The 23,809-nt window shown below is 67.9% G+C and carries 24 protein-coding genes; 9 read left to right on the forward strand and 15 right to left on the reverse strand.

All coding sequences use genetic code 11. The features are described from left to right. Positions 1–325: 325 nt before the first annotated feature. Genes ACVOME_RS03065 through ACVOME_RS03080 form a run of 4 tightly spaced genes read left to right on the forward strand, consistent with a single transcriptional unit; the run spans position 326 to position 6,661 of the window. Positions 326–1,507 carry an efflux RND transporter periplasmic adaptor subunit gene (locus tag ACVOME_RS03065; RefSeq protein WP_053515919.1) on the forward strand — a complete coding sequence of 394 codons (1,182 nt, stop codon included), beginning with the start codon at positions 326–328 and terminating at the stop codon, positions 1,505–1,507. Continuing rightward, a complete protein-coding gene (locus ACVOME_RS03070) occupies positions 1,504–4,617 on the forward strand; it encodes a multidrug efflux RND transporter permease subunit (protein WP_111186906.1) in 3,114 nt (1,037 codons plus the stop codon). The genes ACVOME_RS03065 and ACVOME_RS03070 overlap by 4 nt, the downstream gene beginning before the upstream one ends. After that, the gene (locus ACVOME_RS03075; RefSeq protein ID WP_481504714.1) at positions 4,614–5,303 is read left to right on the forward strand and encodes a heavy metal response regulator transcription factor; all 690 of its coding nucleotides are present in this window, start codon (positions 4,614–4,616) and stop codon (positions 5,301–5,303) included. Before ACVOME_RS03070 ends, ACVOME_RS03075 begins: the two co-directional genes overlap by 4 nt. Further along, entirely contained in the window at positions 5,300–6,661 is a 1,362-nt protein-coding gene (locus ACVOME_RS03080) for a heavy metal sensor histidine kinase (protein ID WP_065182318.1), read from the forward strand. Before ACVOME_RS03075 ends, ACVOME_RS03080 begins: the two co-directional genes overlap by 4 nt. 9 nt (positions 6,662–6,670) lie before the next feature. On the opposite strand, the gene pip is transcribed toward ACVOME_RS03080, so the two are convergent. Beyond that, complete coding sequence (pip, locus tag ACVOME_RS03085; protein ID WP_065182358.1) at positions 6,671–7,630, reverse strand: prolyl aminopeptidase; 960 nt, start codon at positions 7,628–7,630, stop codon at positions 6,671–6,673. Between the two features lie 61 nt (positions 7,631–7,691). On the opposite strand from pip, the gene ACVOME_RS03090 reads away from it, so the two are divergent. After that, the gene (locus ACVOME_RS03090) at positions 7,692–8,795 is read left to right on the forward strand and encodes a DNA glycosylase AlkZ-like family protein (RefSeq protein ID WP_065182317.1); all 1,104 of its coding nucleotides are present in this window, start codon (positions 7,692–7,694) and stop codon (positions 8,793–8,795) included. Positions 8,796–8,832: 37 nt separating this feature from the next. Here the strand turns inward: ACVOME_RS03090 and ACVOME_RS03095 are convergent, their stop codons facing one another. From ACVOME_RS03095 to ACVOME_RS03105, 3 genes are all read right to left on the reverse strand, one after another. Then, positions 8,833–9,393, reverse strand: coding sequence for a mechanosensitive ion channel domain-containing protein (locus ACVOME_RS03095; protein WP_065176095.1), 561 nt, complete (start codon positions 9,391–9,393; stop codon positions 8,833–8,835). A gap of 5 nt (positions 9,394–9,398) precedes the next feature. Further along, positions 9,399–10,265, reverse strand: coding sequence for a glucose 1-dehydrogenase (locus tag ACVOME_RS03100; protein WP_065182316.1), 867 nt, complete (start codon positions 10,263–10,265; stop codon positions 9,399–9,401). A gap of 102 nt (positions 10,266–10,367) precedes the next feature. Then, positions 10,368–10,751 carry a sensory rhodopsin transducer gene (locus tag ACVOME_RS03105; RefSeq protein ID WP_065176094.1) on the reverse strand — a complete coding sequence of 128 codons (384 nt, stop codon included), beginning with the start codon at positions 10,749–10,751 and terminating at the stop codon, positions 10,368–10,370. Between the two features lie 29 nt (positions 10,752–10,780). Between ACVOME_RS03105 and ACVOME_RS03110 the strand changes: the two genes are divergently transcribed. Then, positions 10,781–11,797, forward strand: a complete 1,017-nt coding sequence (locus ACVOME_RS03110; protein WP_229765776.1) for a TIGR03885 family FMN-dependent LLM class oxidoreductase — start codon at positions 10,781–10,783, stop codon at positions 11,795–11,797. Here the strand turns inward: ACVOME_RS03110 and ACVOME_RS03115 are convergent. Beyond that, positions 11,767–13,353, reverse strand: coding sequence for an alpha-amylase family glycosyl hydrolase (locus ACVOME_RS03115; protein WP_065182314.1), 1,587 nt, complete (start codon positions 13,351–13,353; stop codon positions 11,767–11,769). The two genes, ACVOME_RS03110 and ACVOME_RS03115, sit on opposite strands and share 31 nt — an antisense overlap. Before the next feature lie 161 nt (positions 13,354–13,514). Between ACVOME_RS03115 and ACVOME_RS03120 the strand changes: the two genes are divergently transcribed. Further along, the gene (locus tag ACVOME_RS03120; RefSeq protein ID WP_128989695.1) at positions 13,515–14,306 is read left to right on the forward strand and encodes an exodeoxyribonuclease III; all 792 of its coding nucleotides are present in this window, start codon (positions 13,515–13,517) and stop codon (positions 14,304–14,306) included. 44 nt (positions 14,307–14,350) lie between these two features. On the opposite strand, the gene ACVOME_RS03125 is transcribed toward ACVOME_RS03120, so the two are convergent. The 8 genes from ACVOME_RS03125 to ACVOME_RS03160 all read right to left on the reverse strand — a co-directional run bounded on the left by ACVOME_RS03125 (position 14,351) and on the right by ACVOME_RS03160 (position 20,758). Continuing rightward, complete coding sequence (locus ACVOME_RS03125) at positions 14,351–14,545, reverse strand: hypothetical protein (RefSeq protein ID WP_111186911.1); 195 nt, start codon at positions 14,543–14,545, stop codon at positions 14,351–14,353. Then, a complete protein-coding gene (locus ACVOME_RS03130; RefSeq protein WP_065176091.1) occupies positions 14,542–15,174 on the reverse strand; it encodes a DNA-3-methyladenine glycosylase in 633 nt (210 codons plus the stop codon). The genes ACVOME_RS03125 and ACVOME_RS03130 overlap by 4 nt, the downstream gene beginning before the upstream one ends. Before the next feature lie 69 nt (positions 15,175–15,243). After that, the gene (locus ACVOME_RS03135) at positions 15,244–16,203 is read right to left on the reverse strand and encodes a cation diffusion facilitator family transporter (protein ID WP_481504715.1); all 960 of its coding nucleotides are present in this window, start codon (positions 16,201–16,203) and stop codon (positions 15,244–15,246) included. Between the two features lie 70 nt (positions 16,204–16,273). Continuing rightward, complete coding sequence (locus ACVOME_RS03140; RefSeq protein WP_197600024.1) at positions 16,274–16,885, reverse strand: AprI/Inh family metalloprotease inhibitor; 612 nt, start codon at positions 16,883–16,885, stop codon at positions 16,274–16,276. A 136-nt stretch (positions 16,886–17,021) separates the two neighbouring features. Beyond that, on the reverse strand, positions 17,022–17,279 hold the full coding sequence (locus ACVOME_RS03145; RefSeq protein ID WP_053515893.1) for a hypothetical protein: 258 nt from the start codon (positions 17,277–17,279) through the stop codon (positions 17,022–17,024). After that, positions 17,276–18,628, reverse strand: coding sequence for a TFIIB-type zinc ribbon-containing protein (locus tag ACVOME_RS03150; RefSeq protein ID WP_197600023.1), 1,353 nt, complete (start codon positions 18,626–18,628; stop codon positions 17,276–17,278). Before ACVOME_RS03150 ends, ACVOME_RS03145 begins: the two co-directional genes overlap by 4 nt. Positions 18,629–18,649: 21 nt before the next feature. Next, positions 18,650–19,789 carry an SPFH domain-containing protein gene (locus ACVOME_RS03155; RefSeq protein ID WP_065182307.1) on the reverse strand — a complete coding sequence of 380 codons (1,140 nt, stop codon included), beginning with the start codon at positions 19,787–19,789 and terminating at the stop codon, positions 18,650–18,652. Positions 19,790–19,885: 96 nt separating this feature from the next. Beyond that, positions 19,886–20,758, reverse strand: coding sequence for an NAD(P)-binding domain-containing protein (locus tag ACVOME_RS03160; RefSeq protein ID WP_197600022.1), 873 nt, complete (start codon positions 20,756–20,758; stop codon positions 19,886–19,888). Positions 20,759–20,962: 204 nt separating this feature from the next. Here ACVOME_RS03160 and ACVOME_RS03165 point away from each other — a divergent pair, with 204 nt between their 5' ends. Further along, the gene (locus ACVOME_RS03165; RefSeq protein ID WP_197600021.1) at positions 20,963–21,424 is read left to right on the forward strand and encodes a helix-turn-helix transcriptional regulator; all 462 of its coding nucleotides are present in this window, start codon (positions 20,963–20,965) and stop codon (positions 21,422–21,424) included. 10 nt (positions 21,425–21,434) lie between these two features. Continuing rightward, complete coding sequence (locus ACVOME_RS03170; protein WP_053515885.1) at positions 21,435–21,860, forward strand: VOC family protein; 426 nt, start codon at positions 21,435–21,437, stop codon at positions 21,858–21,860. 45 nt (positions 21,861–21,905) lie between these two features. On the opposite strand, the gene ACVOME_RS03175 is transcribed toward ACVOME_RS03170, so the two are convergent. After that, positions 21,906–22,601 carry an HAD family hydrolase gene (locus ACVOME_RS03175; RefSeq protein ID WP_197600020.1) on the reverse strand — a complete coding sequence of 232 codons (696 nt, stop codon included), beginning with the start codon at positions 22,599–22,601 and terminating at the stop codon, positions 21,906–21,908. 93 nt (positions 22,602–22,694) lie between these two features. Continuing rightward, positions 22,695–23,609, reverse strand: a complete 915-nt coding sequence (locus tag ACVOME_RS03180) for a hypothetical protein (RefSeq protein ID WP_197600019.1) — start codon at positions 23,607–23,609, stop codon at positions 22,695–22,697. Between the last annotated feature and the right edge of the window lie 200 nt (positions 23,610–23,809).

A 23,809-nucleotide genomic window follows, 5' to 3' on the forward strand; every position in this document is an offset into this window, starting at 1 on the left:
GCAGGGACCGGCCGCCAGGCGCCCGGTACGGGCGGAAACAGGCAGGCAGGGGCGCGTTGCGCCCGGCAGGGTCGGGATCCATCGGCGTCTCCGTGCAGGTGGGAAGGGGCTGCCGGGCGCGTTTCCCGGCGGTGGTGCCATTGTCGGCCGCTGGCCGGGCACGGCCTAGAGGCCCGTGGGTTAGCGTCGCTATACCTTGGTATAGCGGCCGCAGTCGAAGCTGACGGAATTGTCAGGCAGGCGACAGCATGGTGCCGGAGGTTGCCACCCAGGATGACGGCAGGCCTGCGCAGACCGGCGCGGGCACCGGATTGGACCCCCTGCCATGCGATTGCCTGATGTCACTGCGCTGCTGCGCCGCCGCCACCTCGCGCTGGGAGCGGCACTGCTGGTTGCCCTGTTGCTGGCGATGTTGTTCCACGGCGTTTCCCGCGGCGACGCACAGCCCAGCGCGGCACCACCACCGGTACCGGTGGTCACCACACGCGTCGAGCAGCGTGATGTCCCGCACTGGCGAAGCGGCGTCGGCACGGTGCAGTCGCTGCAGAGCACCGTGCTGCGCCCGCAGGTGGATGGCGTGCTGACCGAAGTGCTGTTCGAGGAAGGGCAGAAGGTGCGCAAGGGGCAACTGCTCGCGCGTATCGATGATCGCGCCATCCGTGCCGGTCTGGGCGGTGCACAGGCGGCGCTGGTGCGCGACCGCGCCACGCTGGACGCGGCGCGCTCGGATCTGTCACGGCTGCAGCATCTGTCCAGCGACCAGCTGGTGTCGCGGCAGATGCTGGAGCAGCAGGCCGCCACCGTGCAGCAGTTGCAGGCCACCGGCCGCGGCAACCAGGCTGCGGTGGACGCAGCGCAGGTGCAGCTCTCGTATACGCGCATCGTGGCGCCGATGGACGGCCGCATCGGTCTGCGCCAGGTGGATCCGGGCAATCTGGTGCGCGCCAGTGACACGCAGGGGTTGGTGACCGTGCAGCAGACCGATCCGATCTCGGTGGTGTTCGCGCTGCCGCAGGACGCGCTGCCGCAGCTGCGACAGGCGCTCGCCGCAGGCGGCGCACAGGTGCAGGCACTGGACCGCGAGGGTGGCCAGCTGCTGGCTGAGGGCACGTTGCAGGTGATCGACAACCAGGTGGACGAGGCCTCCGGTACGGTGCGGCTGCGCGCGCGCTTCAGCAATGCGTCCGACCAGCTGTGGCCCGGACAGCTGGTCAGCGTGCGGGTGCGCACCGGTCAGAGCACGGGCGCGCTGGTGCTGGATGCCGCGGCGATCCAGCGTGGGGTGCAGGGCAGCTTCGTCTACCGCGTGGTCGCTGATGGCAGCGTGGAATCGCTGCCGGTCACGGTCGGTGAACAGGACGGCGGGCAGGTGGTCGTGCAGGGTGAGCTGCGGGTCGGCGATGTGGTGGTACGCGATGGACAGTCGCGGCTGCGGCCGGGCACGGTGGTGGCCGAGGCCAAACCCGCCGCGGCGCCTGCAGCGGTCCGGCGCGGGGCGGCACCGTGAGCGCGCGCACCTCGCTGTCCAGCTGGTTCGTTCATCACCCGGTCGCCACGACCCTGTTGACCCTGGCGGTGGTGCTGCTGGGCGTGGCAGCATTGCCGCGCCTGCCGGTGGCGCCGTTGCCGGAGGCCGAGTTCCCGACCATCCGGGTCAATGCCAATCTGCCCGGTGCCAGCGCCGAGACCATGGCCTCGGCGGTGGCCACGCCACTGGAAACCCAGCTGACGGGCGTGCCCGGCATCATCGAGATGACCTCGACCAGTGCACTGGGCAGCACTTCGATCACCCTGCAGTTCGATCTGGAAAAGAACATCGACACGGCCGCGCAGGAAGTGCAGGCGGCGATCAACGCCGCCGCCGGCCGCCTGCCCAGTGAACTGCCGAACATGCCGACCTGGCGCAAGGTGAATCCGGCCGACAGTCCCATCCTGGTGCTCAGCGTGGTGTCGACCCAGATGTCGATGACCGAATTGAGCGATCTGGCCGAGAGCCGACTTGCACGCTCGATCAGCCAGATCAGCGGCGTTTCGGAGGTCGGCATCGTCGGCCAGCAGCGTCCGGCGATCCGCATCCAGGCCCAGCCGGAGCGGCTGGCGGCGATGGGCCTGACCCTGTCCGACCTGCGTGGCGTGGCGCAGAACGCCAGCCTCAACCAGGCCAAGGGTGCACTGATGGGCGAGCAGCGCACGTCCACCTTCGAAGCCAACGACCAGCTGTTCAGTGCCCAGGACTACCGGCGCCTGGTCGTTGCCTATCGTGACGGCGCACCGGTGGTGCTGGGTGATGTCGCGCAGGTGATCGACGGCGCCGAGAATGCCTACGTGCAGGCGTGGCCGAACGGCCAGCCTGGGGTCGGCCTGATCATCAGCCGGCAGCCCGGCGCGAACATCGTGCGCACCACCGATGCGGTGCTGGCCGCCTTGCCGGAACTGAGCGCGAACCTGCCGGCCAGCGTCGATGTGGAGGTGCTCAACGACCGTACGCGCACCATCCGCGCGTCGCTGCACGAGGTGGAGCTCACCCTGGTACTGACCATCGTGCTGGTGGTGCTGGTGATGGGCCTGTTCCTGCGCCAGCTTTCCGCCACGCTGATCGTCGGCGCGGTACTGGTGGTCGCGCTGGTGGCGACCTTCGCCGCGATGTACGTGGCCGGCTTCAGCCTCAACAACCTGACCTTGGTGGCACTGGTGGTTGCGGTCGGCTTCGTGGTCGACGACGCGATCGTCGTGGTTGAGAACATCCACCGTCACCGCGAGGCCGGGCTCGGTCCGGTGGACGCCGCCCTGAAGGGCGCCGGCGAAATCGGCTTCACCGTGGTCTCGATCAGCCTGTCGTTGATTGCCGCCTTCATCCCGCTGCTGTTCATGGGCGGGGTGGTCGGGCGCCTGTTCGCCGAGTTCGCGCTGACCATCACCGTGGCGATCCTGATTTCCATCGTCGCCTCGCTGACTCTGGCACCGATGATGGCCGCGCACCTGATGAAGCGCATGCCGGCGCACCGGGACAGCGAGCGGACCCTGGCCGGGCGCCTGCTGGCCGGCTACGACCGCAGCCTGCAATGGGCCCTGCGCCGCCAGCGGCTGGTGCTGGCAGGCTTCGGCCTGACCGTGGCGGTGGCGGTGGCCTCTTACATAGTGATTCCCAAAGGCTTCTTTCCCCTGCAGGACACCGCCTTCGTGTTCGCCACCACCGAGGCGGCGCAGGACATCGGCTACGAGGACATGGTGGCCAAGCACCAGCAGCTCGCGCGCATCGTTGCGGATGATCCGGCCCTGCAGGCCTACAACCACGCGGTCGGCGCCACTGCCGGCAGCCAGACGCTGTCCAACGGCCGCTTCTGGTTCGTGCTGAAGGACCGCGGCGACCGCGATGTGGACGTGCACGGCTTCATTGACCGGGTGCGGGCGAAGATGGCCAGCGTGCCCGGCATCACCGTGTACATGCGCGCGGCGCAGGACATCAATCTCGGCGCCGGGCCGGCGCGGACGCAGTACCAGTACGCCCTGCGCGGACAGGACAGCCGCGAGCTGTCGCAGTGGGCCGAGCAGCTGACCGAGCGGCTGCGGGGCCTGCCGCAGCTGCGTGACGTGTCCAATGACCAACAGGTCGGCGCCAGCGTGACCCGGCTGGAGATCGACCGCACGGCAGCGGCGCGCTTCGGCCTGACCGCCAACGACATCGACCAGGTGCTCTACGATGCCTTCGGCCAGCGCCAGATCAACGAGTTCCAGACCGAAACCAACCAGTACCGGGTCATCCTGGAAATCGCGCCGGGCATGCTGGGGCAGGTCGATGCGCTGTCCTACTTCCACCTGCGTTCGCCATTGACCGGGCAGATGGTGCCGCTGTCGGCCGTGGCTCAGGTGCAGCCCCCGGGCAATGGTCCGCTGTCGATCAGCCATAACGGCATGCTGCCGGCGGTGAACCTGTCCTTCAATCTGGCCCCCGGCGTTTCACTGGGCGAAGCGGTCGGCCTGGTGGAGCAGGCGCAGGCGCAGATCGGCATGCCTGCCAGCATCAGCGGCCGCTTCCAGGGCACGGCACAGGCCTTCCAGGAGTCGCTGGCCAGCCAGCCGCTGCTGATCCTCGCGGCCCTGCTGGCGGTCTACATCATCCTCGGCGTGCTGTACGAGAGTTTCGTGCACCCGCTGACCATCCTGTCCACTCTGCCGTCGGCCGGTATCGGCGCGGTGCTGATGCTCTGGCTGTGGGGGCTGGACTTCTCGATCATGGCGCTGATCGGCATCGTGCTGCTGATCGGCATCGTTAAGAAGAACGGCATCCTGATGGTCGATTTCGCCCTCGACGCACAGCGCAACCGCGGGCTGGCGCCGCTGGAGGCGATCCACGAGGCCTGCCTGACCCGGTTCCGCCCGATCATGATGACCACGCTGGCCGCGTTGCTCGGTGCCATTCCGCTGATGATCGGTTTCGGTACGGGTTCGGAACTGCGCCAGCCGCTGGGCGTGGCGGTGGTCGGTGGCCTGCTGATCAGCCAGCTGTTGACCCTGTACAGTACCCCGGTGATCTACCTGGCCCTGGACCGCCTGTTCCTGCAGCGTCGCCGCGAGCGCAGGGAGGCGGCGGGCGCTGCCCTGGCGGACCCTGGATGAAACTCCTGATCGTGGAAGATGAAGGCAAGACCGCCCATTACCTGCGCACCGGCCTGGGCGAGCAGGGCTGGGCGGTGGATCTGGCTGCAGACGGTGTCACCGGCCTGCATCTGGCGCGCGAGTTCGACTACGACGTGATCGTGCTGGATGTGATGCTGCCGGGCATGGATGGCTTCAGCGTGCTGCGCGAGCTGCGCCGCAGCAAGCAGACACCGGTGATCATGCTGACCGCGCGGGACCGCGTGGATGATCGCGTGCACGGCCTGGGGCAGGGCGCCGACGACTACCTGGTCAAGCCGTTCTCGTTCATCGAACTGCTGGCGCGGCTGCAGGCCCTGGTGCGGCGTGGGCGCCAGCAGGAGCCGACCGAACTGCAGGTGGGCGATCTGCAGGTGAACCTGCTGGCCCGGCGGGCCTACCGCGATGGCTCGCGGCTGGACCTGACCGGCAAGGAGTTCGCGCTGCTGGCGCTGCTGGCACAGCGGCGGGGCCAGATCCTGTCCAAGACGGTGATCGCCGCCCAGGTCTGGGACATCAATTTCGACAGCAATACCAATGTGGTCGAAGTGGCGATCAAGCGCCTGCGCGGCAAGATCGACGGCCCTTACCCGAGCAAGCTGCTGCATACCGTGCGCGGCATGGGCTACGTGCTGGAAGTGCGCGAGGACGAGGGTGTGCGGGGATGAGGATGTCGATCGCCCAGCGCCTGTCGGCGATGTTCGCGCTGGCCGCATTGCTGGTGTTTGCTCTGCTGGGCGTGGGCGTCTATGGCGTGCTCGAGCGGCAGGTGGTGCGCTACCAGCATGCGGAACTGCAGACCAAGCTGCACGCGGTCAGTGGCAGCGTCGCGATGTGCGACAGCACCGAGCGCTGGAACAAGGTGCGCGAGAAGGTCGGCAACCTGATCTCCGGGGACCGCGACACTCTGGTCTGGGCATGGAGCGAGAACCCCACATTCCGCATCGGCCAGGCAGAGCCGCAGGTGCAGGCCCCCGGCAAGGGTGACAACGGCATGGGCACGCTGGCGCGTGAGGGTGGGCACCCGCTGCGCACGCTGTATGAACGGGTGCCGGGCAAGGGTGCGCGACCGGATGTGGACCTGTGGATCGGCATCGACTCGGAGCCCTATACGCAGGCGCTGCAGCGCTTCGGCGTTGCGTTGTGGGTGGCCGGCGGGCTGGGCGTGCTGCTGGTGGCCGGGCTTGGCTACTGGATCGCCCGGCTGGGGCTGGCCCCGCTGCGGGCGCTGTCCAACGAGGCACGCTCGCTCAGCCCGCAGCGGCTGTCGCAGCGCCTGGCCGCGCAGGGACTGCCGGCCGAACTGGGCCACCTCACGCAGGCCTTCAACGGCGCGCTGGATCGGTTGGAAGCAGCGTACACGCGGCTGGACGGGTTCAACGCGGACGTCGCGCACGAGCTGCGCACCCCCCTGGCCAATCTGATGGGACAGACCCAGGTGGCCCTGTCCCGTCCGCGTGATGTGGCGGCGCTGCAGGAGGTCATGCAGTCCAACCTGGAGGAACTGGAGCGCCTGCGTGCGATCGTCAACGATATGTTGTTCCTGTCGCGGGCCGGCCAGGGCGATATCGCGGTGGAAACGCGTCAGGTCCAGCTGGCAGACGAGGTCGCCACCGCCGGTGAATTCATGGAATTCCTGTTCGAAGAGGCCCAGCTGACGTTGCATGTCGAAGGCGACGCCACCGCCCGCATCGATCCGTCGTTGTTCCGCCGCGCGCTGACCAACCTGTTGCACAACGCCGTGCAGCATGCGCGTCCAGGCAGCGACGTGCGTGTGCAGCTGCAGTCCGAAGGCGACGGCGTGCGGGTGGCCGTGCTGAATGAAGGCAACGGCATCGCCGCCGAGCATCTGCCCCTGCTGTTCGAGCGCTTCTACCGGGTCGACCAGGCCCGTGAGTATCGGGGCGAGCGCCATCACGGGCTGGGGTTGTCCATCGTCAAGGCCATCGCCGCACTGCATGGCGGCGAAGTGTTCGTGGCCAGTTCGGACGGTCTGACGACGGTCGGCTTCACCGTGGCACGGTGAAGGAACGATTCAGCCGGGCTGGCCGAAACGGTCGGCGAAGTCGTCGGTCGCGCGCACCAGCGCGTCGGTCGTGGCCGCTTCGTTCGCACTGTGGCCGGCAATCACCATCTCCAGCCTGGCTTCCGGCCACGCCTTGGCCAGTTCCCACGCGCTGCGTGGCGGACAGATGATGTCGTAGCGGCCCTGTACGATCACCGCCGGGAGGTGGCGGATCCGCTCCACATCGCGCAGCAGCTGGCCGGGCTCAAGGAAGGCCCCGTTGCGGAAGTAGTGCGCTTCTATCCGGGCCTTGGCCAGGGTATCCATCGGGTCGCTGCTGGATTCGGCGGTCACCTCGTGCTGCAGGGTCGCAGCATTGTCCTCCCAGCCCAGCCACGCCATTGCGGCAGCAATGCGGATGGCGGGGTCCGGGCTGTCCAGGCGTGTCCAGTACGCCTGCAGCAGGTTGCCGCGCTCGTCTTCGGGAATGTGCGCTTCATAGCGGTCCCAGCGCTCCGGAAATATCCAGCGCGCACCGCCCTGCGGCTCGGAAAACCATTGGTTCTCGATGTCCCGCCCCAGATACACGCCGCGCACAATGAGGCCGGTGGCGCGGGCGGGATAGGCCTGCGCGTACGCCAGCGACAACGTCGAGCCCCAGGAGCCGCCATACACCAGCCAGCGCTCGATACCGAGGTGCTCACGTACCTTCTCGATATCGGCCACCAGTTCCTGCGTGGTGTTGTCGCGCAGTTCGCCGAACGGGGTGGAACGGCCGCTGCCGCGCTGGTCGATCAGCACGATGCGGTACCGCGCCGGGTCGAAGAAGCGACGATGCGTGGGTGAGATGCCGGCACCGGGACCGCCATGCAGATACACCACCGGAATGCCGTCGGGCGTCCCGCACTCTTCGACATGCAGGGTGTGCAGCGTGCTCACGGGCAGAGTGTGCTCGCGATAGGGCGTGATCGGGGGATACAGCGTGCGCATGATGGACGTCAGTGGACCGGGGCCTGACAGCATACCCCCGGCGCGCGCCTACAATGGCGTCATGTCCAGGCAGCCCACTCTCGACGACCTGCGCCGCTACGCGGTGGCGCGCACCCTGTTCCCGCCAACAACGTTGATGGCCGCGATCCGGCGGCTGGGCTTCGTACAGGCCGATCCGATCCGCGCGCCGGCCCGGGCACAGGATCTGACACTGCGGCATCGGGTGAAGGACTATCGGGCCGGTGACCTCGAGCGGCGTTACCCTCGCCTGCCGGTAGAGGAGGACTGCCTGGTCAACTACGGCTTCCTGCCGCGCGAGTACCTGGCGTTGATGCATCCCCGCGTCGCCCGGCGCGCATGGGACGCGGACACCGAACGCCGTGCGGCGGATGTGCTGGCGTTCGTGCGCGAACGTGGCAGCGTGCATCCGCGCGAGGTCGACCAGGCGTTCGCGCACGGCCGGGTGACCAACTACTGGGGCGGCACCAGCAACGCCAGCACGCATCTGCTGGAGGGCATGCACTATCGCGGCCTGCTGCGGGTGCAGCGGCGCGACAGCGGAACGCGCATCTACAGCGTGGCCGAGCATGCGCCGGCGGAGGACAGCGAGGACGGGCGCGTGCGGCGCGCGGCGGCACTGGTCGCGCTGATCGTGCGCAAGTACGCGCCGCTTCCATCGGCCAGCCTGACCTACCTGGCCCGGCTGCTGGGCTACGGCGCACCGCATCTGGCCGAGCAGACCCGGCAGGCGCTGAAGCTGGCGAAAGAACAGCTGGCGAGCGCTACCGTGGAGGGCACCACGTGGTACTGGCCGGCGGACGAGAATCCGCGCTCACGACGGCATGCGCCGAACGAGCAGGTACGCCTGCTGGCGCCGTTCGATCCGGTGGTCTGGGACCGTCGGCGGTTCGAGCTGCTGTGGGGCTGGGTCTACAGGTTCGAGGCCTACACGCCGGCGCCCAAGCGCCAGTATGGCTACTACGCGCTGCCGATGTTGTGGCGCGAGCAGGTGGTGGGGTGGGCCAATGTGACTGTCCGCGACGGCCAGCTTGAGCCATCGCTCGGCTATGCGGGGCGCTCACTGGCGCGCGACCGGCTGTTCCGCAGTGCGCTGGAGGACGAGCTGCAGCGCATGGCGCTGTTTCTGGCAGGCGGGCGCGGGTAGCCGTCGCCGGAAGGACCATCCAGCCGGATGCCCGGCGCTACCCGATCGGCGCCCTGCCATCGCCGCGATGACGGGTGATCCGCTGGAAGAACAATGAGTTGGGGACGCGCACCAGGCAGCCGCGTGCGCCTTCGCCGTGATCGCTGAGCGTCGTGTAGATCAGGTTGATGTCCACCACCTGGCCGCACAACCCTGGCTTGTCCACGCTGTCCAGCACTTCGATGGTGTCGTTGATCCGGAATGGACGGGTCGCCACGATGAGGAAAGAGCAGAACAGGTTGGAGAGAACGCTCCACGCGGCGAAGAACGCCACCGCACCCACCGCCATGAAGCCGGTGAGCGCCGTCCACAGTACCGAGCGCGAGACCCCCAGCCGCTCCAGCACCAGCAGCGCCGCCGCCAGATAGAGCAGCAGCGCTCCACCCCGGCGCAGGCCGACATGCAGTTCCGGCGCCAGTCTGCCGCGTCTGCGCGCTGCAAGCAGAAGCCATGCCAGCGCCCGAACCAACAGCCACGCCACGCCCAGGATCGCCAGCACTTCCGCCATCGGTACCACGGTGGCAAGCCAATCATCGACCCAGGGCGGCCACCTGTTCATCTGTGTCACAGCGTGGCGGCGCCGCCGGAGATGGTGAGCAGCGCGCCAGAGGTGTAGCTCGCGCTGTCCGATGCCAGCATCACGTAGGCTGACGCCAGTTCAGCGGGTTGGCCAGGACGTCCGAAAGGCGTCTGCGAACCGAACTGCTCCACCTCATCGGCGGACATCCCTGCGGGGATGAACGGTGTCCAGATCGGGCCCGGCAGTACGGCGTTGACGCGGATCCTGTGCTCGGCCAGCAGGCCGGCCAGGCCCAGGGTGAGGTTGGCTACGGCACCCTTGGTGGCGGAGTACGGCAGGATGTTGGGCGTCGGCCGCTTGGAGTTCACCGAGGCGGTGTTGATGATCGCCCCACCGCCACGCAGGTGTGGCACGCACAGGCGCGTAAGGTTGAACACGGCGTGCACGTTGGTATCGAACGTGCGTTTCCAGTCGTCGAGCGTGATGTCTTCGAAGTTCTCGTAATAGCGTTGGTAGGCAGCATTGTTGACCAGGATGTCCAGGCCATCGAGTTCGCTGGCGACACGGTCCACCAGCGAGCGTGCCTGTGCGGGGTCGCTGATGTCGCAGGGTACCAGCACGGCCTTGCGACCGGCCTGCTCGATCTGTTGCTGCACGTGACGGGCATCGTCCTGTTCGCCGTCCAGGAAGGCGATGGCCACGTCGGCACCTTCGCGCGCGAAAGCGATGGCCACTGCCGCACCGATTCCGCTGTCGCCGCCGGTGATGAGCGCCTTTCGACCCTGCAGCAGGCCGTAGCCGCGATAGCTGTCCTCACCATGGTCCGGCCGCGGCGTCATCTTCGCGGTCTTGCCGGGGAAGGATTGCTGCTGGGGCGGGAAGGGGGGGCGCGGATAGTCGGGCAGGGTCATCTCGGGAGCTCCTCATCGGGAAACGGCCCCAGTCTGTGCCGCGGCCGGTAAACGATCAGGCGGCGCGCTGTGGTGAGGATGTGGACGCCGCCGGCGACAGATTCACAGCGGGTGGGCGATGGTGGTCATGATGCTGTTGGCGGATTGCCGCGAATCCAGCCGCGTGTGCTGCACCACCAGGGGTTGGTCCGAGGTGATGAGCGTGGCGAAGCCGGTACCGCGCGGCACCGGTTCGGGATCATCCAGGTCATTGAAGCGCAGGTGGCGGGTGCGTCGTGCCGGAATCAGCAGCTGATAGGGGCCTGCCGGCTCGCGGTCCTCGAAGTACAGGACCAGCGTGACATGCGCATCGGTGTCGCCGGCGTTGAGCATGCAGCACGTTTCGTGACTCTGCAGTTCCGGTGAGGGGCCGGTGCTCCAGGCCGGGATGTAGCCCTCGGCGATGGCCCAGCGTCGACGCCCGATGCAGGAGGAAGGCATTTTCATGACGTGGTTTTAGCCGTGAAGGTGTTGCCATGCTGTCCACTACCCGCGCGGAACACGTGATGACCATCGGCTACCACGCTTCCCATGAGCAGTTTGCTCCGGCCACGTTGCTGGGGCTGGCCCTGCGCGCGGAACAGGCCGGCTTCGAAGCGCTGATGTGCTCGGACCACTTCCATCCCTGGACCACCGCGCAGGGGCAGTCGGGCCACAGCTGGGTCTGGGCGGGTGCTCTGGCCGTGCAGAGCGGGTTGACGCTGGGCATGGTGACGTGCCCGATGCTGCGGCAGCATCCCGCACTGGTGGCCCAGGCGGCATCCACCCTGGAACAGCTGGCGCCCGGCCGGATCTGGCTGGCGCTCGGAACCGGTGAGGCGCTGAACGAGCGCGTCACCGGCCGGCCCTGGAATCCCAAGGGCGAACGACAGCAGGCACTGTACGAAGCGGCAGAGGTGATGCGGCGTCTCTGGGCCGGCGAACAGGTGGATCACCGTGGCGCCTTCGATGTGAGGCAGGCGCGTCTCTATAGCCGGCCGGCGTTACCGTTGCCGCTGCTGGGCGCGGCCGTCAGCGAGCAGACCGCGCGCTGGCTGGGCGGCTGGGCCGACGGCCTCATCACCATCAGCCAGCCGTTGCCGCAGCTGCGCCGCGTGGTGGCGGCCTTCGAGGAAGGCGGAGGCGCTGGCAAGCCGATGTACCTGCAGGCGAAGCTGTCCTATGCGCGCGCGGAACAAGCGGCGCTGGAGGGTGCAATGGAACAGTGGAGCGCCAACGTCCTGGCGCCGGAGCTGGCCGAAAACCTGGACCAGCCCGCGCAGTTCGAGGCACGTGCGCGATCGGTGGATGCCGGCACGCTGCGCCGTCACGTGCACGTCTCCGCGGATCCGCGCCGGCATCTGGGCTGGTTGCAGGACCTGCAGGGGCTGGGGTTTGACCGCATCTACCTGCACAACGTGAACCGGGAGCAGGACCGCTTCATCGACGATTTCGCGGCGCACGTGCTGCCGGGGCTGCGCACTCAGGACGCGTCGCCCGCCAGCCAGGCGTAGCCGTGCCCGCGCACCCGGCAACGGGTGCCATCGATGCGCGCGCCATGATTGACCACGGGTGGCAATGATGCCGTGTCCGCCAGGTCGATCTCGATCTCCTCCAATGCGAAGTTGATCAGCGCCAGCGCCTGCGCGGAACCGTCGTCGTAGGCGAGCACCAGCAGCGCAGGCGAGGGTGAGGGCTGCACATGCGGCCCCCGCTGCAGCACTGGATGGGCAGCCCGCTGCTGCAACAGTTCACGCACGCGCAGCAGCAGTGACCCCGGCGTGTCGCGCTGCGCCGCCACGCTGACCGAGCGGTAGCCGAATGGTCCGTCAGCAGGCGGAGCTCGCCACGCGTGGCGAGGATCGTCACAGAACCCTGCGCCGGGACCATCGTGCCAGTGCATCGGCATCCTGACCGCATTGCGCTCCGGCAGTTCCAGGCAGTCCCCCAGCCCGATCTCCTCGCCATAGCGGATGACCGGCACCTGGCCCAACGACAGCAGTGTAGCCCACGCCATGGCCTGCCAATCGACATCGCCGTCCAGCATCGGTGCCAGGCGGCGCCGGATGCCCCGCCGGTAGATGCGCATGCCCGGGTCAGGGGCGAAGCGCTGCATCACTTCCTCGCGCTCCTCCGGTTCCAACTGCTCAAGATCCAGCTCATCGTTGTTGCGCAGCCACGCGATGCGCGTACCGGGCGGCGCGTGTGGACCGTACTCGGCCATGACCCGGGCCACCTCGCTGGCATCACCGCGTGCCAGGGCAAGGAAGAAGTGATTGTTCAGGTGGAAGTCGAGCAGGTGCGACAGACGGCGTCCCTGGCAGATGAAGTCACCGTACTGACCGGCGCTGACATCGGCCTCGCCGATAAGCGGCAGGCCGGGTTGCTGCGCGTCAGCGGTGGCGCGCATGTCTTCCAGCAGCCACAGGCCATCGTCGCGGGGATCGGCCTGGCGTGCGCGTTCGACCATGTAGGGCACGGCGTCGACCCGGAAGCCTGCGACGCCGCGCCGCAGCCAGTGCGTCATCACCCGGTGCAGTTCGTCGCGGACCGGCGCGTGCGCCAGTTCCAGATCGGGTTCATGCCGGTAGAACATATGGCGGTTGAACGCACCGGCCTGGGCATCCCAGCTCCAGGTCGATGCTTCGATCGGCGGGAACATCGGCTGCAGCCCGTCGTCCGGCACCTCGTCACTCCACAGATACCACGGTCGCCAGTGCGGATCGCCCTGCTGCGCCGCGGCGAACCAGGGGTGCGCGCTGGCCGTGTGCTGCATGATCAGCTCGGCAATGATGCCGATGCCGCGCGCGTGCGCGGCATCGATCAGCCGCTGGAAGGCAGCATCGTCGCCCAGTCGAGGGTCGATGCGGTAGTGGTCGGTGACGTCATAGCCGCCGTCACGGCCGGCGTTGCGATAGAAGGGCAGCAGCCAGACATGGCTGACGCCGAGCCACTGAAGATAATCGAGCTTCTCGGTCACGCCGTCGAGCGTGCCCCAGCCGCGCCCTGTGCTGTCGCGGAACAGGTAGGGGTCGACCTGATAGATCGAATGCAGTGGGCGTACCGCCATGGACAGGTTCCTCCGGCGCGGCTGACGGTTGCCCAGCGTGGCGCCACAGGGGGCATGTGACTGTGAACCACATGCATCCGGAGCATGACGCGACCTCGACGGCGCCTGCATGACGGCGCAGGCACAGTGGTAGCTCTGCCCGCCGGCTTCAGGAGTTCTGCATGGCCCGCCGCAAGACGCTGCGCATCGCCACGTTCAACGTCAACGGTATCGGCACGCGCTTGCCCCATCTGCTTGCCTGGCTCGACAGGACATCGCCGGACGTGGTCGCATTGCAGGAGCTGAAGGCCACGGATGCTGCATTCCCGGCCGATGCGCTGGAACAGGCCGGCTACGGTGCACTGTGGCTGGGCGAAGCGCGATGGAATGGCGTGGCCCTGCTGGCAAGGGATGCGGTGCCGGTGGAAAGCCGGCGGCGGTTGCCGGGCGAACCGGCGGATGTGCAGAGCCGCTATCTGGAAGCGGCGGTGCACGGCATCGTCGTGGGTGGTCTCTACCTGCCCAACGGCAATCCCCAGCCGGGCCCCAGGTTCGACTACAAGCTGCGCTGGATGAAGCGCCTTATCCGTCACGCGCGCAGCCTCGTCGATCTCCCGCACCCTGCAGTGCTGCTGGGCGATTTCAACGTCATCCCCACCGAGGCCGATGTGTACGACCCGAAGGCATGGCGCCGCGACGCGCTGTTCCAGCCGGAGGTGCGCGAGCAGTTCGAGCATCTGCTCGCGCAGGGCTGGACCGACGCCCTGCGCAGCGTGCACGGTGACAGCACGATCTACACATTCTGGGACTACTTCCGCCAGCATGCCGAGCGCGACCGGGGACTGCGCATCGATCACCTGCTGCTGAACCCGATCCTGGCGGCACGGATGGTGGATGCAGGCGTGGATCGTTGGGTGCGCCTGCAGGACAAGGCCAGCGATCACGCGCCAACGTGGGTGACGGTGCGCACCTGATCCGGATCCGGCGTTGTCCGTCAGCACTGTGGTGGGGCGTCCGCTCAGCGCGTCTGCAACGATGCCTGCAGGGCGGCGGCCAGGGCAGCATCACCTGACACCAGGTCACGCCAGCGCAGGACCACACCCTTGCGCCGGCCTTTTTCCACCAGCTTCAGGCCCTGCGGATCAAGCGTCAGGGTGTAGTGCTGGCCGTCGATCTCCAGTTCACGCCGCAGTGGCCGGTCCAGCGGCGTCATCTGCGTGCTGCCGATGCAGGCCGGGGGGCGCGTGCCGAGACGTGCCGATGGCCGCGGACATGCCAGCGCCACGGAAAGTCGACGGCGCGGCTGATGCCGATCCGCGGGCCGATGACCGGGTCCGTCGGCGGAGGTGTGCCGTCGCGGGCAATGACCACACCGTGGCTGCCCGTCACCAGATCGGCGCCGTCGAAGCTCTTGTCCAGGCCGAATGCCTGGGACAGCTTGCCTGGGCCGCTGGCAAGATCGCGGTCGTGCCGTGCGGCTGGCCTGAGTTCCCGCATCCTGTCGATGCCCTGCACGGGCTCCGCTGCGCGCAGCAGGACTGCCACGCCCTCGTGTTCCTGCCCGCACACCACGTTGCTTCCCCAGTGGATGCCGTAGCTGAAGTACACGTACAGATGCCCGGCCTCCCCGAACATGCTGGCTGTCCGCGGCGTCGGTCCTCGGTAGGAGTGCGCGGCCGGGTCCTGGCTGCCGCCGTAGGCCTCGACCTCGACGATACGGGCCGCCCGTCCATCGCTGCGTATCAGCAGCGCATTCAGGAGTTCGGGGGCGACCTCCTGCGGCGGACGCTGGTAGAAACGGCGCGGCAGGAGCGTCCAGTGATCGGGCAGCCAGTCAGGCACGGCGGTAGCGGGTCGGCGAACGGGGGATCAGTCTGGCGCTGGCAGGGTGAAGCGGATGCGGACGCGGCGTCAATCCGGTGAACGCGGCGCGCGAAGCGCCGCACGCCGGGCGGCGTAGACTTCCGGCGTCTGCGGTTTGACGAACAGCGCCACCAGTTCCGGGTACTCACGCTTGACGGCGTTTTCGATGCGGGTGATGCAGGCCTCGATCTGCGGCGTATGCCGATCATCCTCGAACTCCGCGCTGAGCATGGCCACCACCTGCTCTGGGCCCATCTGCATGGTGGTCACGCCATTGGCGCGGCGCAGATCGGCATCGGTTTCGGCGACGGCCAGGATGCGCTCGGCCACCGCTGGATGGGCAGGCTCGCCCACCAGCAGACCCTTGGTCTCGCGTGCCAGCAGAAACGCAGTCACCGCCAGAACTGCGGCGATGCACAGCGAGGCCACGCCGTCCAGGACCGGCATGTCCAGCAGTTGCGCCGCGACCAGCCCGGCCAGCGCGAATCCGAGACCGAGCAGGGCTGCACTGTCCTCCAGAAGCACGGTGAACGTGGACGGGTCCTTGCTGCGTCGGAACGCCTCGAAGTAGCCGAGCCTGCCCTTGGTGCGGCGGAACTCGCGCAGCGCCACCCACCACGACGCGCCTTCGAAGAGGATGGAAATGCCCAGCACGCTGTAGCTCAGCACATGGTGGGTCGCCGGTTCCGGCTGGCGGATGTGCTGGATGCCCTCGTATGCCGACACGCCCGCGCCCGCCGCAAACACCAGCAAGGCCACGATGAAGCTCCAGAAATACAGCTCGCGCCCGTAGCCCAATGGATGCACGGTGTCCGGCGCCTTGCCGGCCCTGCGCAGCCCGTACAGCAACAGCACTTCGTTCAGGGTGTCGACCAGCGAGTGCACGCCTTCACTGAGCATCGCTGAACTGCCGGAGATGCCAGCGGCGATGAATTTGGCCACGGCAATGGCGAGGTTGCCGGCCAGGGCGGCATAGATGACGAGGCGGGGACCGGTGGGGGCGGACATCGCAGGGCGGTTCAAGGAAGGTTGCCTGATCTTCCTGATGCTGCCGTCCCCGGGGCGTGCAGGGCGTCCGTCAGCGACCCTTCGGATTCAGGTAGAGCCGCGCGCCGTCGGACTCGCGAAAGCCAGACCACCGTCCGCCACCCGATGCACGGAAACGGCCGTACACCGTGTTGCTGGTGTCGGTCAGCAGCAACTGGTTACCGGAAAGCACCCAGCGGTTGGCCGGGAAGAATCCCTCTGGACAGCCCGCCGGCACATAGGCGCTGTAGCCGCCGAACCACTCCATGCTCTTCAGTTCGATCGTGCAGGTGTTCCCGTTCTCCTCGCCCAGCGTCCACGTGCCGAACAGGTCGCTGTCGCGCAGATCGCGGGGATGGCGGCGTTCCTGGCCCCAGCGATCGGTGTCATCGGGGACGCCGATCTCCAGATCCACGCCGGTGCTCTCGCTGTTCGATTCGGAATGCGTCCGGGAATGGGTGCTGGACTGCGAGGTCATCGAGCCGCTGCTGCCGAAGGCCGTGTCATCGCTGCGCTGGCTTTGGCTCTGGGTGGTCGAGGTCTGGGTGGTCTGCGAGGTCTCGGTGCTCTGCTGGCCAAAGCCGAAGGATGCATCCTGGGCCATGACGGGAAGGGTCAGGCAGCACAGCGCAGCCAGGCAGGTGCGCGGGAGCAGGGCGGGCATGGCGGGAACCTCGGAAGGGCGACCCGGAAAGCATGAGACCGGCAGGGTGGGAGACCGCGTGATGGTGCCATGCCGGCTGCGCAACGGCACTCGATGGCGGGCACCGTGGCGGTGCCCGTCGCCCCGGTCCCGGCCCTCAGGGCCTGGGTTTCAGCCGCGCCACGCGTCGTCGGTACTGGTAGACGTTGTCGCCCTCGATGCGGGTGGCCTCGGTGCCGCGCACCTGGCCCACCTTCTGGTCCGAGCCGCTGACGGGCGCGGCCTGCACTTCGGTTTCATGCTCGAAGGCGTGTGATTTGTCGGTATTGCGGTAGTAGCGGTACAGCGCCCAGTACAGCGCGGTCGCGCCGGCCGGACCTGCCGCCAACAGCCAGAGGCCACTGTCGTCGCTCATGCGGTCGCCATCAGAATGAGGATTGCCACTGCTTCGATGATCGTGCCGGCCGTAAGGGCTGCCAGCAGCATCTTCCACTGCTGCACGGGCACGCTTCCCATGGTTTCGCCGGTACGCCCGTTCACCGCGATGTAGTGCAGCATGCCGCCGCTGCGGCCGGGCTGATGATAGGAGTACAGCCAGACCGGCAGGTACATGGATACCCAGCGGGTGCCATGCACGTCCAGCTGTTCCTGCTCCCAGCGGACGCCCCGGTTGTAGCCGCGCACCGACGCTTCCACCTGTGCGCGCGCGATCGACAGCAGCTGGTCCTCCAGCCGCGGGCGCAGCGTTTCGACATCGAGATTGCGCTTCTCGGACGTGAAGCCGGCCAGGTAGGACGCGTTCCATTTCACCGCGTTCTTGGTGTCGAACGGCAGAATGGTGTTGATGATGTTGTTGGTGTTGGCACTGATGTCCAGATTGCCGCGCTCGGCAGAGGATTCCAGCGGCAGATCGTCGACGGTGAAGTTCACTTGGCGCTCGATCTGGTAGACATCGGCATCGTATACGGTGCGCTTGTTCTTCTCGCTGCCCACGGTGTATCGGCGGGTCTGGATCTCGCCCTTGCCCGCCACGGCGGCGCTGACATTGCTGTCCACGATCATGTATGGCAGGTACACGCCGACCACGTTCTCGGGCGTGAACTGATCCTTGAAGGCTTTCAGGGCGAACAGACGGCGCTTGTCGACGAACTGGCGGATGCGGGCAACCGCATCGTCCTTGCTGATGTGGAACGGCAGTACCGCATCCGGCACCGCGCCATTGGCGATCTGCTCGTTGACGCCGAACACATGCCGGCACCAGTGGCAGCGCGCCGTCATCGTGCTCTCGGTGTTGACCGTGACTTCGGCACCGCAGCCGGTGCATTTGAAGCTCATCAGCGCCGAGGCATCGGCATCGATGTCGCGCGCACCGCTGGCAATGATGGTGCCACGCAGCTGGTCGATGTTCTCGCCCAGACCGAATGCCTCTTCCACCCGGACGCCATGCCATTCGTGACGGCAGTACAGGCAGACCAGGATGTCTGTGCCGAGCTTGGGCCGGATATCGGTGGCGCCGCATTTCGGGCACCGGTTCAGGCCGTCCTTCAACTCGGTGGCGGAGGTGTCGATGGCCAGCGGGTCCGGGGCGTCCACTTCGTCGCGGATCGCCTGCGGCAGCTGCGAGGTGTCCAGCGGGAAGCTGCCGGGTGGGGGAGGGACGTCCCGCGGAGAGCCCGGACCGTCCAACGCCGCCCCCGGCAACGGCGGCGGTGTCACAGGGCCGGAAGCGGGCAGCGGAGGCGGTCCGTTGCGTGGATCTGACATGTGCGGTTCGCGTCCTGCGGGTTACAGGCCCAGCGCCTTGGCCTTCAACGCATCATAGTCATCCTGGGTGATCAGGCCCAGGTCCAGCATCTCCTTGGCCTTTTTCAGCTTGGCCACCGGGTCATCCGCGGCCGGGGTGGCCGGCTGCTGCATGCCGCCGACACCGAACATGCCCGATGCCATGCCGACCCCCACCAGGCCTGCCGCGCCACCGTTCTCGCCGGCGGACTGGATGCCCTGGGCGACACTGGCCTGCAGGTTGGAGTTGCCGCGCGATCCGGCCAGCGCGTCGGCGCGCTGCACGGTCTTGAGCAGTTCGCGGGTAGTGGCGTCGTATTCGATGGAGACGATCGCCGTCTTGACGATGGCCAGGCCGCGATCGCTCTGCCACTGGTAGGCCTGCTCGACGGCGGCCGACAGGCTCTGCGCGAAGCCGATCGAATCCTGCTGCAGCCGGGTGATGCGGTTGCCCTTGCCCGGATCGTTGGTGTACAGGCTGAAGGCCGGCGCCAGCGAGCCCACCACCTCATTGAACAGCTGGGTGGCGGCAGCGTTGTCCAGGTCGGTGAAGTCGAACACCTTGCCCGGCTGCAGGTAGGCTGCGGGTACGAAGTTCTTCACGAACAGGATCGGATCAACGATCTTCAGCGTGTACGAACCGCGGGTGACCGCGCCGACCTGGGTGTTGAGGAAACCGTCATCCCAGTAGATCTCCGACTGGGTGCCGAAACGGTTGTCCGGCAGTTCCTTCAGCGAGACGAAGAAGGCGGCCTGCTGGCTTCCCGGCTGGCCACCGAACTTGAAGCGCTCCCAGCTCTGCTTGATGAAGGTGCTGACCAGGCCATCGCCGGCGAAGAGGGACTGCGAGTTCAGGTCGTCAGAGCGCCATTCGTATCCGCCCGGTTCGGCGACGAAGGCGGTGATCGCACCGTCCTGGAACAGCAGCAGGCCGTAGCCCTCGGGCACGACGATCTTCGAGCCGTTGCTGATGATGTTGGACGACCCGTGGGTATTGGAGCCGCGCCCGGCATTGGTGCCCTGCGGGACCGCAGCGAACAGGGCTGCGGTGGCCGGTAGGCCGGTGGGCACGGTGTAGAAGTCCTTCCACTGGTCGGCCAGCACACCACCGACCGCACCCTTCACCGCCTGTACCAGACCCATGGCCAACTCCCTGTTGTTGCGTGGACAGGCACCATGCCTGTCGAGCCCGCCTGAATATAGCAGCGGGCGGGGGCGGGCGTGGCATCCCTTGCTGAATCAGGCGGCGGGCGGCCCTCGCAGCGCCTGCAGCACGGCCGCCATGTCCAGCCCGCCCAGGCCGAGCCGTTGGGCGCGAGCGAAGAGAGCATCGCTGGCCTCGATCAGCGGTGCCGTGATGCCGGCGTCGCGCGCCGCCGCAGCCACCAGCTGGCTGTTCTTCAGCACGTCGGTGATCGACGCCTGCACCGCATAGTCGCCGCGCACCATCTTGTCGAGCTTGATCCGCGAAACGTCACTGGCCATCGGGCCGGCATCGAGCACCTGCGCGAAGCGCCCCAGCGGAATGCCGTGCGCCTCCGCGAAATGCACGGCCTCGGCCAGGCCGGTCACCAGCGTGATCAGGTACAGGTTCACGGCGAGCTTCATGCGCAATGCCGCGGGAACATTGCCGCAGGGAACGCATTGCCTGCCCAGCGGCGCCACCAGCGCGGAGGCCTGTGCGACGTCCTCGTCTTCACCTGCCAGCAGGATGACCAGCTGCGCGGCTTCGGCCTGCACCCGCGAGCCGGACACCGGGGCTTCCACATAGCGCCCGCCGGCTGCGCGCATCTGTTGTGCCAATGCCTGCGAATAGGACGCGGAGCTGGTCCCCATGTTGATCAGCAGGCGACCGGCAGCACGCGCGGCGAATTCGGGGCTGTCGCGTGCCAGCACGCTGTCGATCGCCGCGTCGTTGGCGAGCATGAGGATGATCGTGCCGCAGGCAGCGAACACGTCTTCAACGCCATCGGCCACTTCGACACCGGCGGCGACCGCCTCGGCGTCGTTGCGGCCCGAGCGCGACCATCCCAGTACCTGGCTTCCCGTCCGCGCCAGGTGCGACGCCATCGGCGTTCCCATCACTCCGAGCCCGATGAATCCGACAGGCATGACTGCTTCCGCTGGGGACAAGGCGCCCATCATGCCGCAGGGCGCCGGCGACCGGCAGGGATTGACCGCGCGCAGTCGGGGACGCAGGCTGGGCCGGCTCATGGCCGCCCGACACCCATCGCCCCTGTCCGCATCCTCGCACGCCATTGAAGGGGTGGCGTGCGCGGGGGATGCGTGGCCCTGCCTCGTGCATGCGGGGAGGCCATGAACCAGAGCCCGGAACTGCTGCGCCGGTTGCTGCGTGCCCGCGACTGCATGGACCGCGCCAGCCACGAACCGTGGCCGGTCGCCCGTCTGGCCGACGTCAGCGCAGTGTCCGTGGCGCACTTCGCACGCTCTTTCAAGCAGGCGTTTGGCATACCGCCCCATCGCTACCTGCTCAGCCGGCGCATCGAGCGGGCGGTTGCCCTGCTGCGCGAGACCGAACTGCCCATCACCGAGATCGCGCTGGCGACCGGCTGGGTCAGCCTGGGCACCTTTGGCCGCATCTTCCGTGACATCACCGGCGCCAGCCCGGGTGCCATCCGCGAACGCGAGCGCGCAGGGGTGGCAGCGCAGGGTCGGGTACCGGAGTGCCACGCCCGCGCGGCGCGACGCCCTGACCTGAAGACCGCAGTTCTGGAGAAGCGGCGACGCGACAGCGCTGCTAACGTCGCCCCCGACTGAGGGAGGTCCCATGACGAACAGCGTGAATGTGGTCGGCCTGTACGTGCGCGACCAGGATGAAGCACTCGACTTCTACGTCGGCAAGCTCGGCTTCGAGGTGCACACCGATGTGCGCAACGGTGACTACCGCTGGCTGACGGTCCGCAGCCCCGGGCAGGACGGCGTCCAGCTTGGCCTGTTCCGGCCCGGCCCACCGGTCCACGACGCCGCCACCACGGCGAGCCTGCAGCAGCTGCTGGCCAAGGGGGCGATGCCGCCCCTGGTGCTCGCGGTGGACGATTGCCGGGCCACCTACGAAGCTTGGCGACAGCGCGGGGTCGAGTTCACCCAGGAACCGGTCGAGCGCTACGGCGCGGTCGATGCCGGATTCCGTGATCCTTCCGGCAATGGCTGGAAGATGATCGAGGCCCGGTCCGATGCGAGGCGGCGGCCATGAGCCGCGGGCGCGGGGCCGGCCCCACGCTGCATCCGGTTGACCGGATCACGCCACGGCGCCGGCCGCGTGGGCGGCCAGCAGGGCCGGCAGCTCGTCCATGCGCTGGAACACCCGATGGACACCTGCGGCGCGCAGTGCCTCCGGGGTGCTGTGGTGCGGCCCGCCCTCGCTGAAGCCGAACACGGTGGCACCCGCGGCCACGCCGGCCGCAGCGCCGGTCACGGTGTCCTCGATCACCGCACAGCTTCGCGGCTCAGCGCCCAGCGAAGCGGCAGCGGCCAGGTAGACATCCGGATGTGGCTTGCTGCGCGGCATGTCCTGGCCGCTGAAGACATGGCCCTCGAAGGCGTCGAACAGACCGACCTTGCGCAGTTGCAGCTCGACCTTGTGCAGGTCCGCACCGGACGCGCAGGCGATGCGGCCGCCGGTGGCCGCGTGGATGGCGCGCACGGCTTCAGGGGCACCTGCGATGGCGGTCAGGTCCCGCTCCAGGGCACGATTGCGCTCCTGGCGGAATTCCTCCAGCCATTCGGCGGTGAAGGGTTTTCCCGTGCGCTCCTCGATCAGGCCGGCCAATCCGGCGACGGACTTGCCGAGAAAGACCTCGCCTGCCTGGGCGGGGGTCAGCAGCCAGCCGCGCGCACTCAGCATCTCGGAGAGCACGCGGGCCACCAGCGGCTCGGAATCCACCAGTACGCCGTCGCAGTCGAACAGCACCGCATCGAAGGGGTAGGGGGACATCGACAACTCCTGCCAGTGAAAAGCCCATCATTATCGCCGGTTGGCGCAGCGCCGGGTTGCCGGGCTGCGGATGGGATGTCGAGGGCGCGCCGGCTACAGGCCCGGTTCCCGTCCGATGCGATGCGCCAACGCGAAGATCGCATCGGCCCCGGCCTGGGCAGCGTCCCTGTCTTCCGGCTGCAGGTCGCTGGTGAACAGGTCCTCGACCGACTCCGGCCCGCACATGCCTGCCTGACTGCACAGGCGGTTGAGCAGCGGAGAGTCGATTCCGCAGGGGACGCCGAGCCGGCATCCGGCGAGGATCCACGCCGCTGCGGCCACTTCGCTGCCGGCGGGAACGGCCTGCAGCTGCTGGCGTCGGTCGGCCGCCGTTGAACCCATCAGGTTGGAAAGAGCCACGTACGCCTCGCCATCGTCCTGCAGGAGGACGGCTTCAATCAGCGTCCTGTGATCGGCCACGGGCAGGTCAAAACCTGCATGCCTGATCTGCTCTTCTATCTGGGCCACCAGACTGCCCTGCCGGGCGGCCAGGCTTCGGTAGTGCCGGACGTTCCTGATGCTCTCGACAGTGCCAGGCGAGAACCCGGCACAGCGCCTCTGCAACCAGGCATGGCTGCGTATCAGAGCCGCACGGCGCTCGGGCGGGATGTCGATCGTCGCGATTGCCGCAGGGTCGAGGAACATCGTGCACTCGTCGTAGATCCGGCTCAGGGCCAGGCTGGCGTCGGCGTCGCCGGTGCGCGAGCGCTGCTCCAGGTCGGCGATGAGCAGATCCAGGCGGGCCGCCTCGCGGTAGCGCGCCATGGGTGAAAGCACGGGCTTGGCCTGTCCGGTACCTGCGGCGGCTGCCGACGCCGGCGCACCGTGCAGCGCAGCCTCGGCTCCGGTAGTGGCCGTGGGTGATTGCGTGCTGTCCGCAGACCGCCGCGAGGCGACGACAAGCGTCATCGCCAGGAGGACCAGCAGGGCGGCCACGCACGCGGCCAGCCGGAACGGGAACTTCACCATCGACCTCTTCTTGGCAACCGGATCCTCCGGCACGGGCAGGGAGCTGTCTGTATGCCTGCATCGGCACGCTCGAGCCTAGCACGCCGCATTCATGTTCAAGCCCGGCGAGACGGGGCGTTCCCGCCATGTTGCGTCGCAAGGTGTCTCCCACCATTCGCACTGGTACGGTCCGGCTCGTCGCACTGCAGCGACGGGGAGAA

The organism is Stenotrophomonas sp. STEN008, assembly GCF_056760435.1.